General features: G+C 56.7%; 11 protein-coding genes and 2 rRNA genes. 11 read left to right on the forward strand and 2 right to left on the reverse strand.

The features are described 5' to 3' along the window. From BN3796_RS02345 to aceK, 6 genes are all read left to right on the forward strand, one after another. A 23S ribosomal RNA gene (locus tag BN3796_RS02345) occupies nucleotides 1-85 on the forward strand; the annotation flags it as partial. 64 nt (nucleotides 86-149) lie between these two features. Beyond that, nucleotides 150-265, forward strand: a 5S ribosomal RNA gene (gene rrf / locus BN3796_RS02350). A gap of 209 nt (nucleotides 266-474) precedes the next feature. After that, on the forward strand, nucleotides 475-1,404 hold the full coding sequence (metA, locus tag BN3796_RS02355) for a homoserine O-acetyltransferase MetA (RefSeq protein ID WP_061706827.1): 930 nt from the start codon (nucleotides 475-477) through the stop codon (nucleotides 1,402-1,404). 268 nt (nucleotides 1,405-1,672) lie between these two features. Further along, nucleotides 1,673-3,274, forward strand: a complete 1,602-nt coding sequence (gene aceB, locus BN3796_RS02360) for a malate synthase A (protein ID WP_061706828.1) — start codon at nucleotides 1,673-1,675, stop codon at nucleotides 3,272-3,274. Between the two features lie 31 nt (nucleotides 3,275-3,305). Next, nucleotides 3,306-4,610: an isocitrate lyase gene (aceA, locus tag BN3796_RS02365; protein WP_061706829.1), complete on the forward strand. Its 1,305-nt coding sequence runs from the start codon at nucleotides 3,306-3,308 to the stop codon at nucleotides 4,608-4,610. 107 nt (nucleotides 4,611-4,717) lie between these two features. Beyond that, the gene (gene aceK, locus BN3796_RS02370; protein WP_061706830.1) at nucleotides 4,718-6,454 is read left to right on the forward strand and encodes a bifunctional isocitrate dehydrogenase kinase/phosphatase; all 1,737 of its coding nucleotides are present in this window, start codon (nucleotides 4,718-4,720) and stop codon (nucleotides 6,452-6,454) included. Between the two features lie 37 nt (nucleotides 6,455-6,491). Here aceK and iclR read toward each other — a convergent pair whose 3' ends face one another. Beyond that, nucleotides 6,492-7,319: a glyoxylate bypass operon transcriptional repressor IclR gene (gene iclR, locus BN3796_RS02375; RefSeq protein ID WP_061706831.1), complete on the reverse strand. Its 828-nt coding sequence runs from the start codon at nucleotides 7,317-7,319 to the stop codon at nucleotides 6,492-6,494. A 205-nt stretch (nucleotides 7,320-7,524) separates the two neighbouring features. Here iclR and metH point away from each other — a divergent pair, with 205 nt between their 5' ends. From metH to rluF, 5 genes are all read left to right on the forward strand, one after another. After that, nucleotides 7,525-11,208 (forward strand): methionine synthase, encoded by a 3,684-nt coding sequence (gene metH, locus BN3796_RS02380; RefSeq protein WP_061706832.1) that lies wholly within the window; start codon nucleotides 7,525-7,527, stop codon nucleotides 11,206-11,208. A 194-nt stretch (nucleotides 11,209-11,402) separates the two neighbouring features. Continuing rightward, complete coding sequence (locus tag BN3796_RS02385; RefSeq protein ID WP_061706833.1) at nucleotides 11,403-13,034, forward strand: Na/Pi cotransporter family protein; 1,632 nt, start codon at nucleotides 11,403-11,405, stop codon at nucleotides 13,032-13,034. Between the two features lie 140 nt (nucleotides 13,035-13,174). Then, nucleotides 13,175-13,531: a type II toxin-antitoxin system RelE/ParE family toxin gene (locus BN3796_RS02390; RefSeq protein WP_061706834.1), complete on the forward strand. Its 357-nt coding sequence runs from the start codon at nucleotides 13,175-13,177 to the stop codon at nucleotides 13,529-13,531. Further along, on the forward strand, nucleotides 13,528-13,866 hold the full coding sequence (locus BN3796_RS02395; RefSeq protein WP_061706835.1) for a helix-turn-helix domain-containing protein: 339 nt from the start codon (nucleotides 13,528-13,530) through the stop codon (nucleotides 13,864-13,866). The genes BN3796_RS02390 and BN3796_RS02395 overlap by 4 nt, the downstream gene beginning before the upstream one ends. A gap of 51 nt (nucleotides 13,867-13,917) precedes the next feature. Beyond that, nucleotides 13,918-14,784 carry a 23S rRNA pseudouridine(2604) synthase RluF gene (gene rluF / locus BN3796_RS02400; protein ID WP_061706836.1) on the forward strand — a complete coding sequence of 289 codons (867 nt, stop codon included), beginning with the start codon at nucleotides 13,918-13,920 and terminating at the stop codon, nucleotides 14,782-14,784. On the opposite strand, the gene BN3796_RS02405 is transcribed toward rluF, so the two are convergent. Next, nucleotides 14,785-15,057 carry a DUF3811 domain-containing protein gene (locus BN3796_RS02405; protein ID WP_061706837.1) on the reverse strand — a complete coding sequence of 91 codons (273 nt, stop codon included), beginning with the start codon at nucleotides 15,055-15,057 and terminating at the stop codon, nucleotides 14,785-14,787. It lies immediately after the preceding gene. Between the last annotated feature and the right edge of the window lie 25 nt (nucleotides 15,058-15,082).

Genomic DNA, 15,082 nt, shown 5'->3' on the forward strand with positions numbered 1-15,082 from the left:
AAGACGATGACGTTGATAGGCCGGGTGTGTAAGCGCAGCGATGCGTTGAGCTAACCGGTACTAATGAACCGTGAGGCTTAACCTTACAACGCCGAAGATGTTTTGGCGTGAGAGACCGATTTTCAGCCTGATACAGATAACAGAATTTGCCTGGCGGCTTTAGCACGGTGGTCCCACCTGACCCCATGCCGAACTCAGAAGTGAAACGCCGCAGCGCCGATGGTAGTGTGGGGCCTCCCCATGCGAGAGTAGGGAACTGCCAGGCATCAATTAAAAGAACCCCGTACCGTAAGGTGCGGGGTTTTTGCTTTGTGTACACAGGCCCGTTAAGCGCACCGGGCACGCCAGTTCCCATCCCCCGCCTTGAAACTTTCTCACCTTTCACATGCAGACTCGACATTCTTCCTGTTTCTGGGTAATCTCAGCTGTCTGGATGTCTAAACGTTTATACGTATGTTGTGAGGAAATTAGGTTATGCCGATTCGGGTGCAGGACGAGCTACCAGCCGTCAACTTCTTGCGTGATGAAAATGTCTTTGTGATGACCGCCTCGCGCGCAACAGGCCAGGAGATCCGTCCGCTGAAGGTGCTTATCCTTAACCTGATGCCCAAAAAGATCGAAACGGAAAATCAGTTTCTGCGTTTGCTCTCTAACTCGCCGCTGCAGGTAGATATTCAACTGCTGCGTATCGATGCCAGGGAGTCACGTAATACGCCGGCAGAACACCTGAATAACTTTTACTGTAACTTCGATGATATACGCCATGAGAATTTCGATGGTTTGATTGTCACAGGAGCGCCGCTTGGCCTGGTGGAATTTAATGATGTTGCCTACTGGCCGCAGATTAAGCAGGTTCTGGAGTGGGCAAAAGATCACGTGACCTCCACGCTCTTTGTTTGCTGGGCAGTTCAGGCGGCGCTCAATATCCTCTACGGCATCCCCAAGCAAACCCGTACCGAAAAACTTTCTGGTGTTTATGAGCACCATATACTGCATCCACATGCATTATTGACACGCGGTTTTGACGATACCTTCCTCGCCCCGCATTCACGCTATGCCGATTTTCCGGCACCGCTGATCCGTGATTATACCGATCTGGAGATTCTGGCAGAGACGGAAGAGGGAGATGCCTATCTCTTTGCCAGCAAAGACAAACGTATCGCCTTTGTCACTGGCCACCCGGAGTATGATGCCCATACCCTGGCGGGCGAGTATTTTCGCGATGTCGAAGCCGGACTTAACCCTGAAGTTCCCTGGAACTATTTCCCTAAGAACGACCCACGGAACAAACCTCGTGCCACCTGGCGCAGCCATGGCAATCTGCTGTTTACCAACTGGCTCAACTATTACGTCTACCAGATCACTCCATACGATCTGCGACACATGAATCCTACTCTGGATTAATCTTCTGCTAAAAACGATCCTTAAGCGTTTCAGCATTCCACTACAGGCACCTTCGGGTGCCTTTTTTGTTTCCGAAAAATAATCCAACTGCTCGAAAATTTTTATTATGAATACTTTCAATGAGTTAAATGACATATTTAATTAAAATGGAAATTGTTTTTGATTTTGATAAAAATAGAGATAGTCTTAAATCTGCTGAACGAAAACCGTACAACGATCTTTCGTTCAACCGGGGGAGCATGTGTGATCTTTAACGAGGAGCAGCGTAATGACTCAACAGGTAACAACGGCTGAAGAGCTGGCCTTCAATGAGCCGTACGGCGAGCAGGAGCAGCAGATTCTGACGGCGGAGGCGGTAGAATTTCTTAGCGAACTGGTATCCCGTTTTACACCTGCGCGCAATAAATTACTGGCGGCGCGTATCCAGCAGCAGCAGGAGATTGATAACGGCAAACTGCCAGATTTTATTTCGGAAACAGCTTCCATTCGTGAAGGTGAATGGAAGATCCGCGGTATTCCGCAGGATTTACAGGATCGTCGCGTAGAAATTACCGGGCCTGTTGAGCGCAAGATGGTGATTAACGCCATGAATGCGAATGTGAAAGTCTTTATGGCCGACTTCGAAGATTCCCTTGCTCCCGACTGGCGCAAAGTGATCGACGGACAAATCAACCTGCGTGATGCGGTAAACGGCACGATTAGCTTTACCAACGAAGCGGGGAAAATCTATCAGCTTAAACCCAACCCCGCAGTTCTGATCTGCCGCGTCCGCGGTCTGCATCTGCCGGAAAAACATGTCACCTGGCGCAACGAAGCGATCCCGGGCAGCCTGTTTGATTTTGCACTCTACTTTTTCCACAACCACAAAGCGCTACTCGAAAAGGGGAGCGGCCCCTATTTTTACCTGCCAAAAACGCAGTCGTGGCAGGAAGCGGCCTGGTGGAGCGAGGTGTTCAGCTATGCGGAGGACCGCTTCGCACTGCCGCGCGGCACCATCAAGGCTACGCTGCTCATCGAGACGCTGCCAGCCGTCTTTCAGATGGATGAAATCCTGCACGCCCTGCGTGATCATATTGTTGGCCTCAACTGTGGACGCTGGGACTACATCTTCAGCTATATCAAAACGTTAAAAAACTATCCCGATCGCGTGCTGCCGGACCGCCAGGTCGTGACTATGGATAAACCGTTTTTAAGCGCCTATTCACGTCTGCTAATTAAAACCTGCCACAAACGCGGCGCCTTCGCGATGGGCGGTATGGCGGCCTTTATTCCGAGCAAAGATGCAGAACGCAACAACCAGGTGCTGAATAAGGTGAAAGCCGATAAGGAGCTGGAGGCGCGCAACGGTCACGATGGCACCTGGATTGCCCACCCGGGGCTGGCCGATACCGCCATGGCCGTTTTCAATAATGTGCTGGGCGATAACCCCAACCAGCTTTTTGTAACCCGCGAAGAAGATGCGCCCGTCACGGCGGCCGAGCTGCTTGAGCCCTGCGAGGGCGAACGCACCGAAGAGGGAATGCGCGCCAATATTCGCGTCGCTGTGCAGTACATCGAAGCGTGGATCTCCGGCAACGGCTGTGTGCCGATCTATGGCCTGATGGAAGATGCCGCTACCGCCGAGATCTCGCGTACCTCTATCTGGCAGTGGATCCATCACCAGAAAACGCTCACTAACGGCCAGACGGTGACGCCTGCGCTGTTCCGCCAGATGCTGGCAGAGGAGATGCGGGTGATCCAGGACGAGCTGGGAGAGCATCGCTTCAGCAGTGGCCGCTTTGACGATGCCGCGCGCCTGATGGAGCAGATCACCACCTCCGACGATCTTATCGATTTCCTTACGCTGCCGGGCTACCGCCTGCTTGCCTGATTTCACCTCATAACAATATGGAGCATCTGCAATGAAAACCCGTACCCAACAAATCGAAGAATTAAAAAAAGAGTGGACGCAGCCGCGCTGGGAAGGCATCCGCCGCCCTTACAGCGCCGAGGAAGTGGTGAAACTGCGTGGTTCGGTCAACCCGGAATGCACGCTGGCGCAGCTTGGTGCCGCGAAAATGTGGCGTCTGCTGCAGGGCGAAGCGAAAAAGGGATATATCAACAGCCTCGGCGCGCTGACCGGCGGACAGGCGTTGCAGCAGGCAAAGGCGGGCATCGAGGCGGTTTATCTCTCCGGCTGGCAGGTTGCCGCCGACGCGAACCTGGCGTCCAGCATGTATCCGGATCAGTCGCTCTATCCCGCTAACTCGGTGCCTGCGGTGGTGGATCGGATCAACAATACTTTCCGCCGCGCGGATCAGATCCAGTGGGCCTCCGGCATTGAGCCAGGCGATCCGCGTTTTGTGGATTACTTTCTGCCGATCGTTGCCGATGCAGAAGCGGGTTTTGGCGGCGTGCTGAACGCCTTTGAACTGATGAAGTCGATGATCGAAGCGGGTGCCGCCGCGGTACACTTTGAAGATCAGCTGGCATCGGTGAAAAAATGTGGCCATATGGGCGGCAAAGTGCTGGTGCCAACTCAGGAAGCGGTGCAGAAGCTGGTGGCCGCGCGCCTGGCCGCCGACGTGATGGGCGTGCCGACGCTGCTGATTGCCCGTACTGACGCGGATGCCGCCGATCTGATCACTTCCGACTGCGATCCGTATGATAGCGAGTTTATTACCGGGGAGCGCACCAGCGAAGGGTTCTACCGCACCCATGCGGGCATTGAGCAGGCGATTAGCCGCGGCCTGGCCTATGCGCCTTATGCTGACCTGGTGTGGTGTGAAACCTCCACCCCGGATCTGGCGCTGGCAAAGCGCTTTGCCGATGCCATTCATGCGAAATTCCCGGGCAAGCTGCTGGCCTATAACTGCTCGCCCTCCTTTAACTGGCAGAAAAATCTGGATGATAAGACCATCGCCAGTTTCCAGCAGCAGCTCTCGGAGATGGGCTACAAATACCAGTTCATCACCCTGGCGGGCATCCACAGCATGTGGTTCAACATGTTTGACCTGGCGCACGCTTACGCCCAGGGCGAAGGGATGAAGCACTACGTGGAGAAAGTTCAGCAGCCGGAATTTGCGGCGGGCAAAGAGGGTTATACCTTTGTTTCGCACCAGCAGGAGGTGGGTACCGGCTACTTCGACAAGGTCACGACCATCATTCAGGGCGGCGCCTCCTCGGTTACCGCGCTGACGGGCTCGACGGAAGAGGCCCAGTTCTGATCACGGAAACGCCCGGTGGCGCTGCGCTTACCGGGCCTACGGCTCATCACAGGCCGGATGAGCAAACGCGCCATCCGGCATGAATATGTGCAGGGTGGAGAGAAGCGATGACGCGTGGCCTGGAATTACTGATTGCCCAGACGATTTTGCAGGGATTTGATGCCCAGTATGGCCGTTTTCTGGAGGTGACGTCAGGTGCCCAGCAGCGGTTTGAACAGGCGGACTGGCATGCCGTTCAGCAGGCCATGAAGCAGCGTATTCACCTTTACGATCACCACGTGGGCCTGGTGGTGGAACAGCTGGGCTGTATCACCGAAGGCAAAAGCACTGATGCGGCGTTTTTACTGCGGGTAAAGGCACACTACACCCGCCTGCTGCCCGATTACCCGCGCTTCGAGATTGCGGAGAGCTTTTTCAACTCCGTCTACTGCCGGTTATTTGACCACCGCTCGTTATCTCCCGAGCGGCTATTTATCTTTAGCTCCCAGCCGGAACGGCACTTCCGTTCCCTCTCCCGTCCGCTGGCGAAAAATTTCTTTCCCGACAGCGGCTGGGAAGCGCTGCTCTCTACCGTATTAGCCGATCTCCCCCTGCGTCTCCCCTGGCAGGATCGCGCGCGCGACGTGGATTATATTCTGGCGCATCTCAGGGAGGCTGTTGGTGCCGAAACCCTTCGCCAGAGCCATCTTCAGGTGGCAAATGAGCTCTTCTACCGCAACAAGGCGGCCTGGCTGGTGGGCAAATTAATCACCCCCGCCGCGACGCTGCCATTTCTGCTGCCCGTCCATCGCACCGAGGAGGGAGAACTCTTCGTCGATACCTGCCTGACGACGCACGCCGAAGCGAGCATCGTTTTTGGCTTCGCCCGCTCCTATTTTATGGTCTATGCCCCGCTGCCTGCGGCCACGGTGGAGTGGCTGCGCGAAATTTTGCCCGGGAAAACCACCGCCGAGCTCTACATGGCGATAGGCTGTCAAAAGCACGCGAAAACGGAAAGCTATCGCGAATATCTGCACTATATTGCCAGCGCGGATGAGCAGTTCATCGAAGCGCCGGGTATTCGCGGTATGGTGATGCTGGTCTTTACCCTGCCGGGCTTTGATCGCGTATTTAAGGTCATCAAGGACAACTTCGCCCCGCAAAAAGAGATGACTGCCGCGCACGTTCGCGCCTGTTACCAGCTGGTAAAGGAGCACGATCGCGTGGGACGTATGGCGGATACCCAGGAGTTCGAAAATTTTGTGCTCGATAAATGCCAGATCTCGCCCGCCCTGATGGCGCTGCTTATGCAGGAAGCGCCTGAGAAGATCACCGATCTCGGCGACAGGATCTCCATTAGCCACCTCTACATTGAACGGCGCATGGTGCCGCTCAATATCTGGCTGGAGCAGGTGGAAGGGCAGGCGCTACGCGACGCCGTGGAGGAGTATGGTAACGCCATCCGTCAGCTTGCCGCCGCCAATATCTTCCCCGGCGACATGCTCTTTAAGAACTTCGGCGTCACCCGCCACGGGCGCGTGGTGTTCTATGACTATGATGAAATTTGCTACATGACCGAGGTGAATTTCCGCGATATTCCACCGCCGCGCTATCCGGAGGATGAACTTTCTGGCGAGCCATGGTACAGCGTCTCGCCAGGCGACGTCTTCCCGGAGGAGTTTCGCCACTGGCTCTGCGCCGACCCCCGAATCGGGCCACTATTTGAAGAGATGCACGCCGACCTGTTTCGCGCCGACTACTGGCGCGGGCTGCAAACGCGCATTATGAACGGACATGTGGAGGATGTGTACGCGTACCGCCGTAAGCAGCGGTTTTGCATCAGGTTTTCAGAGGGCATCATGTAGGCCGGGTAAGGCGAAGCCGCCACCCGGCAATGAACGTTTAACGAATCCCGCCATAGGCCAGGGTTACCTCTTTTGCCGCCTTAATTACCAGCGCGCCCAGCTCCGTCACGCGATCGTCGGTCATGCGGGAGATGGGGCCAGAAATGGAGATGGCGGCAAATGGCTCGAGATGCTCGTCAAAAATGCAGGCCGCCAGGCAGCGCAGCCCCAGGGCATGTTCCTCATCGTCAAACGAATAGCCGCGCTTGCGGGTCTGGGCTAAATCTTCTTTCAGATGCAGCGGCGAAACCAGCGTCGCATGGGTGTAGGCGTGTAGCCCCTTACGGTGGAGAAGGCTGGTCACCTGTTCTTCGCTAAGCTGCGAAAGAAACGCTTTTCCCGCGCCGGAGGCGTGCATCGGTAGCTTGCCACCAATGGGAGCCGACATACGCATCAGCTGGGTACACTGTACCTGGTCGATGATAATCGCCTGGTGATCGCTCTGATCGAGCACCGCCAGGTTTACCGTCTCGCCGGAATCTTCCATCAGCTTGCGCAAAATCGGATGCACGATGGCCAGCAGGTTGCGGGTTTGCAGGAAGCTGCTGCCGACGATAAAAGCATGTGCGCCAATCGCCCAGTGTCCCAGCTCGCCGACCTGACGAACAAAACCCAGCTGTTGCATGGTGGTGAGCAGGCGATGGGTGGTGGAATTAGGCAGTCCGGCCTGCTGCGCCAGCTCGGTCAGCGCCACGCTGCTGTGGGATTCCGCAATCCACTCCAGCAGCTTCAGCCCGCGGGTGAGGGACTGGACTTGCCCGGTAGCCTGCTGTGCGGTGGCAGGGGCGGGTTTTCTGCCGCGTTTGGCAGGAACGGGGGCAACCATAGCAGACTCCTTTTTCTGTATCGTGGAAATTATTTTCGTTTTATTTGATTATAATGCAAACACAACCTGACTGATCGGAGGAGTGCAAAGAAACGGCAAGCTGAACATGTCTCATGTTACTGCCGTGTCGCTTTTCCGTCCTGCGAGATTGTGCCAGTATGGACTGCTGGCCTGTTGGCCTGGATGAGCGTTGTCGGGAGCAAGTGTGAGCAGCAAAATAGAACAACTGCGTGCGCAGTTAAATGAACGCATTCTGGTGCTGGATGGCGGCATGGGGACGATGATCCAGAGCTACCGTCTGAGTGAAGCTGATTTCCGCGGCGAGCGTTTCGCCGACTGGCCGTGCGATCTGAAGGGCAACAACGACCTGCTGGTGTTGAGTAAGCCCGAGGTTATCGCCGCCATTCACTACGCCTATTTTGAGGCGGGCGCGGATATCATCGAAACCAACACCTTCAACTCGACAACGATCGCCATGGCGGATTACCAGATGGAATCCCTGTCAGCGGAGATCAACTACGAGGCGGCGAAGCTGGCGCGTGCCTGCGCCGACGAATGGACCGCCCGCACGCCGGAAAAACCGCGCTATGTAGCGGGGGTGCTGGGTCCGACCAACCGTACCGCCTCTATTTCGCCCGACGTGAACGACCCGGCATTTCGTAATATTACTTTCGATCAACTGGTCACCGCCTATCGCGAATCGACCAAAGCGCTGGTGGAGGGGGGCGCCGACCTGATTTTGATCGAGACGGTTTTCGATACCCTCAACGCCAAAGCCGCGATTTTCGCGGTGAAAGAGGAGTTCGAGGCGCTGGGCGTCGAGCTGCCGATCATGATCTCCGGCACCATTACCGACGCGTCTGGCCGCACTCTCTCCGGGCAGACCACGGAAGCCTTTTATAACTCCCTGCGTCACGCCGACGCGCTGACTTTCGGCCTGAACTGCGCCCTGGGGCCGGATGAATTGCGCCAGTATGTGCAGGAGCTCTCCCGCATCGCGGCGTGTTACGTCACCGCTCACCCGAACGCCGGTCTGCCGAATGCGTTTGGTGAATACGATCTGGATGCCGACACCATGGCGGCGCAAATCCGCGAGTGGGCCGAGGCGGGCTTTCTCAATATTGTCGGCGGCTGCTGCGGCACCACGCCGGAACATATCGTTGCCATGAGCAATGCCGTGGCGGGTCTGCCGCCGCGCAAGCTGCCTGAGCTTCCGGTAGCCTGCCGCCTCTCCGGCCTGGAGCCGCTCAACATCGGCGACGACAGCCTGTTCGTGAACGTGGGGGAACGTACCAACGTTACCGGTTCAGCAAAGTTCAAGCGGCTGATTAAAGAAGAGAAGTACAGCGAAGCGCTCGACGTTGCCCGCCAGCAGGTGGAGAACGGCGCGCAGATTATCGATATCAACATGGATGAGGGGATGCTCGACGCCGAAGCGGCGATGGTGCGCTTCCTCAACCTGATTGCCGGCGAGCCGGATATCGCCCGCGTGCCGATCATGATCGACTCCTCTAAGTGGGAGGTGATCGAAAAAGGGCTGAAATGTATTCAGGGCAAAGGCATCGTCAACTCCATCTCCATGAAAGAGGGAGTGGAAACCTTTATTCACCACGCGAAGCTGGTGCGCCGCTATGGCGCCGCCATGGTGGTGATGGCCTTCGACGAAGTGGGCCAGGCCGATACCCGCGAACGAAAAATTGAGATCTGCCGCCGCGCGTACAAGATTTTGACCGAAGAGGTGGGTTTCCCGCCGGAAGATATCATCTTCGACCCTAATATCTTTGCCGTGGCGACCGGCATCGAAGAGCACAATAACTACGCGCAGGATTTTATCGGCGCGTGTGAGGACATTAAACGCGAGCTGCCGCATGCCCTTATTTCCGGCGGCGTCTCAAACGTCTCCTTCTCATTTCGCGGCAACGATCCGGTACGTGAGGCCATCCACGCCGTGTTCCTCTACTACGCCATCCGTAACGGGATGGACATGGGGATCGTCAACGCCGGTCAGCTGGCGATTTATGACGATCTGCCCGCCGAGCTGCGCGATGCGGTAGAGGATGTCATTCTTAACCGCCGCGACGATGCCACCGAACGCCTGCTGGATCTGGCGGAAAAATATCGCGGCAGCAAGGCTGACGACAGCGCCAGCGTCCAGCAGGCCGAATGGCGCTCATGGGATGTGAAAAAACGCCTCGAATATTCGCTGGTCAAAGGTATCACCGAATTTATCGAGCAGGACACCGAGGAGGCGCGTCAGCAGGCAGCCCGTCCGATTGAAGTGATCGAAGGGCCGCTGATGGATGGTATGAACGTGGTCGGCGATCTTTTTGGCGAGGGCAAGATGTTCCTGCCGCAGGTGGTGAAATCCGCCCGCGTCATGAAGCAGGCGGTGGCTTATCTGGAACCCTTCATCGAAGCCAGCAAAGAGAAAGGCTCCAGCAACGGTAAAATGGTTATCGCCACCGTGAAGGGCGACGTCCACGACATCGGCAAAAACATCGTCGGCGTGGTGTTGCAGTGTAATAACTACGAGATTATTGACCTCGGCGTGATGGTCCCGGCGGATAAAATCCTCAAGACCGCGCGCGAAGTGAATGCGGACCTGATTGGTCTCTCCGGGCTTATCACGCCGTCGCTGGACGAAATGGTTAACGTGGCGAAAGAGATGGAGCGCCAGGGCTTTACCATTCCGCTGCTGATTGGCGGGGCGACGACCTCCAAAGCGCATACGGCGGTGAAAATCGAACAGAACTACAGCGGGCCAACGGTCTATGTCCAAAACGCCTCGCGCACCGTGGGCGTGGTTTCCGCGCTGCTTTCCGCTACCCAGCGCGATGAGTTTGTCGCCCGCACTCGCAAAGAGTATGAGACCGTCCGCGTGCAGCACGCGCGCAAAAAACCGCGCACGCCGCCGGTGACGCTCGCCGCCGCGCGCGATAACGACCTGGCCTTTGACTGGGCAAGCTATACCCCGCCGGTGGCGCACCGTCTGGGCGTGCAGGATGTCTCCGCCAGCATTGAGACGCTGCGTAATTATATCGACTGGACGCCGTTCTTTATGACCTGGTCGCTGGCCGGTAAATATCCGCGCATTCTGGAAGATGAGGTGGTAGGCGAAGAGGCGAAGCGCCTCTTTAAGGACGCCAACGACATGCTCGACCAGCTCAGCGCCAGTAAAACGCTTAATCCACGCGGCGTGGTGGGGCTCTTCCCGGCCAATCGCGTGGGTGACGATATTGAAATCTACCGGGATGAAACCCGCACGCATGTGCTGGCGGTTAGCCACCATTTACGCCAGCAGACGGAGAAAGTGGGCTTCGCCAACTACTGCCTGGCCGATTTTGTGGCGCCGAAGCTTTCCGGCAAGGCGGACTATATTGGCGCGTTTGCGGTGACCGGCGGGCTGGAAGAAGATGCGCTGGCGGACGCTTATGAAGCGCAGCATGATGATTACAACAAAATCATGGTCAAAGCGATCGCCGACCGTCTGGCGGAGGCTTTCGCCGAATACCTGCACGAGCGGGTGCGCAAGGTGCACTGGGGCTATGCGGCCAACGAGAATCTCAGTAATGAGGATCTGATCCGCGAAAACTACCAGGGCATTCGTCCGGCGCCCGGCTATCCGGCCTGCCCGGAACATACTGAGAAGGGGACGATCTGGAAACTGCTCGATGTGGAAAAACATACCGGCATGAAGCTGACCGACTCCTTCGCCATGTGGCCAGGCGCGTCCGTCTCCGGCTGGTATTTCAGCCATCCTGACAGCAAATATTTTGCCGTAGCGCAGATCCAGCGCGACCAGGTGGAGGATTACGCCTTCCGCAAAGGCATGAGCGTGGCGGAGGTGGAGCGCTGGTTAGCCCCTAATCTCGGCTACGACGCAGACTGACGGCTAAACAGTACTAACGTCACTTTTCCTTACAACTCACAGGGCACCGTTAAGGTGCCCTGTCTCTTTCTTACGTTTATCCCCTTATACTGGAAGAAGGTTCTTGCCATATTGCCCGGTGCGCGCCGCTATCCGGCAAGACAACGCGCAACGAACCCCAGGAAAATGAATAACGATAAGGAGGAATAGTTTCTGTGCTGACTTTGTTACACCTGCTCTCCGCCGTCGCCCTGCTGGTATGGGGCACCCATATTGTGCGTACCGGTGTGATGCGCGTTTTTGGCGCGCGTCTGCGTACCGTTCTCAGCCGCAGCGTTGAGAAAAAGCCGCTCGCCTTTTGCGCGGGTATCGGTGTAACGGCGCTGGTGCAAAGCAGCAATGCCACCACGCTGCTCGTCACCTCCTTTGTGGCGCAGGATCTGGTGGCGCTCGCCCCCGCGCTGGTGATCGTACTGGGCGCTGACGTAGGCACCGCACTAATGGCGCGCGTGCTGACCTTCGACCTCTCCTGGCTCTCGCCATTGCTGATTTTTATCGGCGTCATCTTTTTCCTCAGCCGAAAGCAAAGCCGGGCGGGGCAGCTTGGCCGCGTGGGGATCGGGCTGGGGCTTATCCTGCTGGCGCTGGAGCTGATTGTGCAGGCCGTAACGCCCATCACCCAGGCGAACGGCGTACAGGTGATCTTCGCCTCCCTGACGGGGGATATCATGCTGGACGCGCTGATTGGCGCGGTATTTGCCATCGTCAGTTATTCCAGCCTCGCCGCCGTGCTGCTTACCGCCACGCTGACCGCCGCGGGCATTATCGCTTTTCCGGTGGCCCTCTGTCTGGTGATTGGCGCCAACCTGGGCTCAGGCCTGCTGGCGATGCTGAATAACAGCGCCGCGCCCGCCGCCGCGCGTCGCGTGGCGCTTGGCAGCCTGCTGTTTAAGCTGGTGGGTAGCCTGATCATTCTGCCGTTCGTCCATCCGCTGGCGAACCTGATGGATGAAATGCCGCTGCCGAAGGCGGAGCTGGTCATCTACTTCCACGTCTTTTACAACCTGGCGCGCTGTCTGGCGATGGTGCCCTTTGCCGGGCCGATGGCCCGCTTCTGCGAGCGTATTATCCGTGACGAGCCGGAGGTCGACGCGCGCCTCAAGCCCCGCCATCTGGATACCTCTGCGCTTGATACGCCAGCGCTGGCGCTGGCCAATGCCGCCCGCGAAACGCTGCGAATGGGCGATGCGATGGAAACCATGCTGGAAGGCCTGCAGAAGGTGATGCATGGCGAGCCGCGCGAGGAGAAAGCGCTGCGCAAGCTGGCGGATGACATTAACGTGCTCTACACCGCCATCAAACTCTATCTGGCACGTATTCCGCAGGATGAATTAGCGGAGGAGGAGTCCCGGCGCTGGGCGGAGATCATCGAGATGTCGCTCAACCTTGAGCAGGCCTCCGATATCGTCGAGCGCATGGGCAGCGAAATTGCCGATAAGTCACTCGCCGCGCGCCGCGCCTTCTCAGTTGAAGGGCTAAAAGAGCTGGAAGCGTTGCATGAACAGCTGGGGAACAACCTGAAGCTGGCGATGTCGGTCTTTTTCTCCGGCGACGTGCCCAGCGCCCGCCGCCTGCGCCGCAGCAAGCATCGTTTCCGTATTCTTAACCGTCGCTACGCGCACGCGCACGTGGAGCGGCTGCACCAGCAGAACGTACAAAGCATCGAGACCAGCTCCCTGCATCTGGCCCTGCTGGGGGATATGAAGCGCCTCAACTCCCTGTTCTGCGCAGTGGCGTATAGCGTGCTGGAACAGCCGGACGAGGATGACGAAAGGGATGAATATTAATCCTGAAAGCGCCTCGCATATTCTTTCTGTCTGACGTGACGTAATCCCTCTCGTTCCATACTGTAATTGCGCGGGTGAAATCACCCGCGCGGCGAACCTTTTTTACTGTGTGTGTATAAAATTTTATACAAGGATGTGTTATGCTTTCAGTCAGACCACCTTTGCGGCCTATCGTCTGGGTAGGAAGCGCTTTTGATGATTTGCTTAGCTTTCCGGAAGCGATCCGCAAGGATGCTGGTTTCCAGCTGCATCGCCTGCAGGCTGGGCTGGAAGCAGCCGACTGGAAGCCGATGGCGGAGATAGGCAAGGGCGTGGCGGAAGTCCGGCTTCAGAATGGCTCCGGCGCCTTCAGAATCATCTATCTGGCCCGTTTTGAAGAGGCGGTGTATGTGCTGCACTGCTTTGTGAAAAAAACGCAGCAAACGTCAAAGCATGATAAGCGTATTGCGCAAGCGCGTTTCCGCATCGTACAGGATGAACAGAGGAGCCGAAAATGAGTAAGGTAACTAACAAGAAGATTGGCCACGTTACGGCCGCGGATGCGAATATCTTTCTTGAGCTCGGATTTGGTGAAGAAGAGGCGAAACGTCTGCAGCAGGATGCAGAAAAAGAAGTTGAGCAGCTGCTGGCTATTAAGCGCCAGCTGATGCGGGAAATTTCGAGCTGGATTACTGAGCATAACCTGCGCCAGGCAGATGCGGCGATAAAACTCAACGTCTCCCGTCCAAGGGTATCTGACGTCGTGAATCTTAAAACCAGCAAATTTACGCTCGATACGCTGGTGATGATGTTGAGCAAGTTGGGAAAACCAGTCTCCGTGACGGTGGGCTGATCTTTTTGCCAGCCCAAACCTAAGGTATATTTCGCCTTTACAGGAGAAACTATGCTGCCCACTCAATCCACCCGACTGAACAAATACATTAGCGAGAGCGGTATCTGCTCGCGCCGTGAAGCTGACCGTTACATCGAACAAGGTAACGTGTTTATTAACGGTAAACGCGCCACGATTGGCGATCAGGTTGCTCCCGGCGACGTGGTAAAAGTGAATGGGCGGCTGATCGAGCCACGCGAGGCGGACGATCTGGTGTTAATTGCCCTCAACAAGCCGGTGGGCATTGTCAGTACCACCGAAGAGGGCGAGCGCGACAATATTGTCGATTTCGTTAACCACAGCAGCCGTATCTTCCCGATTGGCCGTCTGGATAAAGATTCCCAGGGGCTGATTTTTCTCACCAACCATGGCGATTTGGTGAATAAAATTCTGCGCGCCGGCAATGACCACGAGAAAGAGTACCTCGTTACCGTGAATAAGCCGGTGACCGACGAATTTATCCGTGGTATGGGCGCGGGCGTGCCGATTCTCGGCACCGTCACCAAAAAGTGCAAAGTGCGGAAAGTGGCGCCGTTTGTGTTCCGCATTACGCTGGTACAGGGGCTCAACCGCCAGATCCGCCGCATGTGCGAGCACTTTGGCTATGAAGTGACGAAGCTGGAACGCACGCGCATTATGAACGTCAGCCTCTCCGGGATCCCGCTGGGCGAATGGCGTGATTTAACCGATGATGAACTGATCGCCCTTTTTAAGCTTATCGAAAATTCATCGTCCGAAGCGAAGCCGAAGGCGAAAGCCAAACCGAAAACCCCGGCGAAACGCCCGGTGGTAAAAGCGCCGCCAGCGGAAGAGAAGGGGCGCGGCAAGCCAGCCGGAAAGCGCTTCACCCAGCCGGGCCGCAAAAAGAAAGGGCGCTGATTAGCGCCTTCCACGAGTAGAGGTATTGGCTGACCAGGAAAAGGTCGCCTCTGCATCCGGTTTATAAGCCTGCTGCTTTTTCAGCTTGCGGGCTTGCTTCGCCTGAGCCTCACGCAGAGCCATCAGTTTGTCGATGTACTCTTTTTTAACCTGATTGGTTTCGGCGTTAGTCAGCGTGCGGCCGTGGGCGATTCTGGCGCGGTCGAGAAGCGTTTTGAGTTCGCGCTGCTCGGCTTCCGTCATATCTTTCTGGGTTAATCGTGGTGTTGCCATTGCTGAAGCCTCCTGACAGAGAGGC

It is taken from the genome of Pseudenterobacter timonensis (assembly GCF_900021175.1).
Taxonomy (GTDB): domain Bacteria; phylum Pseudomonadota; class Gammaproteobacteria; order Enterobacterales; family Enterobacteriaceae; genus Enterobacter; species Enterobacter timonensis.

Bases quoted from the DNA above. Each gene is read 5' to 3' on its own strand.
- metA (WP_061706827.1), top strand. From the start codon at position 475: ATGCCGATTCGGGTGCAGGACGAGCTACCAGCCGTCAACTTCTTGCGT.
- aceB (WP_061706828.1), top strand. From the start codon at position 1,673: ATGACTCAACAGGTAACAACGGCTGAAGAGCTGGCCTTCAATGAGCCG.
- aceA (WP_061706829.1), top strand. From the start codon at position 3,306: ATGAAAACCCGTACCCAACAAATCGAAGAATTAAAAAAAGAGTGGACG.
- aceK (WP_061706830.1), top strand. From the start codon at position 4,718: ATGACGCGTGGCCTGGAATTACTGATTGCCCAGACGATTTTGCAGGGA.
- iclR (WP_061706831.1), bottom strand. From the start codon at position 7,319: ATGGTTGCCCCCGTTCCTGCCAAACGCGGCAGAAAACCCGCCCCTGCC.
- BN3796_RS02390 (WP_061706834.1), top strand. From the start codon at position 13,175: ATGCTTTCAGTCAGACCACCTTTGCGGCCTATCGTCTGGGTAGGAAGC.
- BN3796_RS02395 (WP_061706835.1), top strand. From the start codon at position 13,528: ATGAGTAAGGTAACTAACAAGAAGATTGGCCACGTTACGGCCGCGGAT.
- rluF (WP_061706836.1), top strand. From the start codon at position 13,918: ATGCTGCCCACTCAATCCACCCGACTGAACAAATACATTAGCGAGAGC.
- BN3796_RS02405 (WP_061706837.1), bottom strand. From the start codon at position 15,057: ATGGCAACACCACGATTAACCCAGAAAGATATGACGGAAGCCGAGCAG.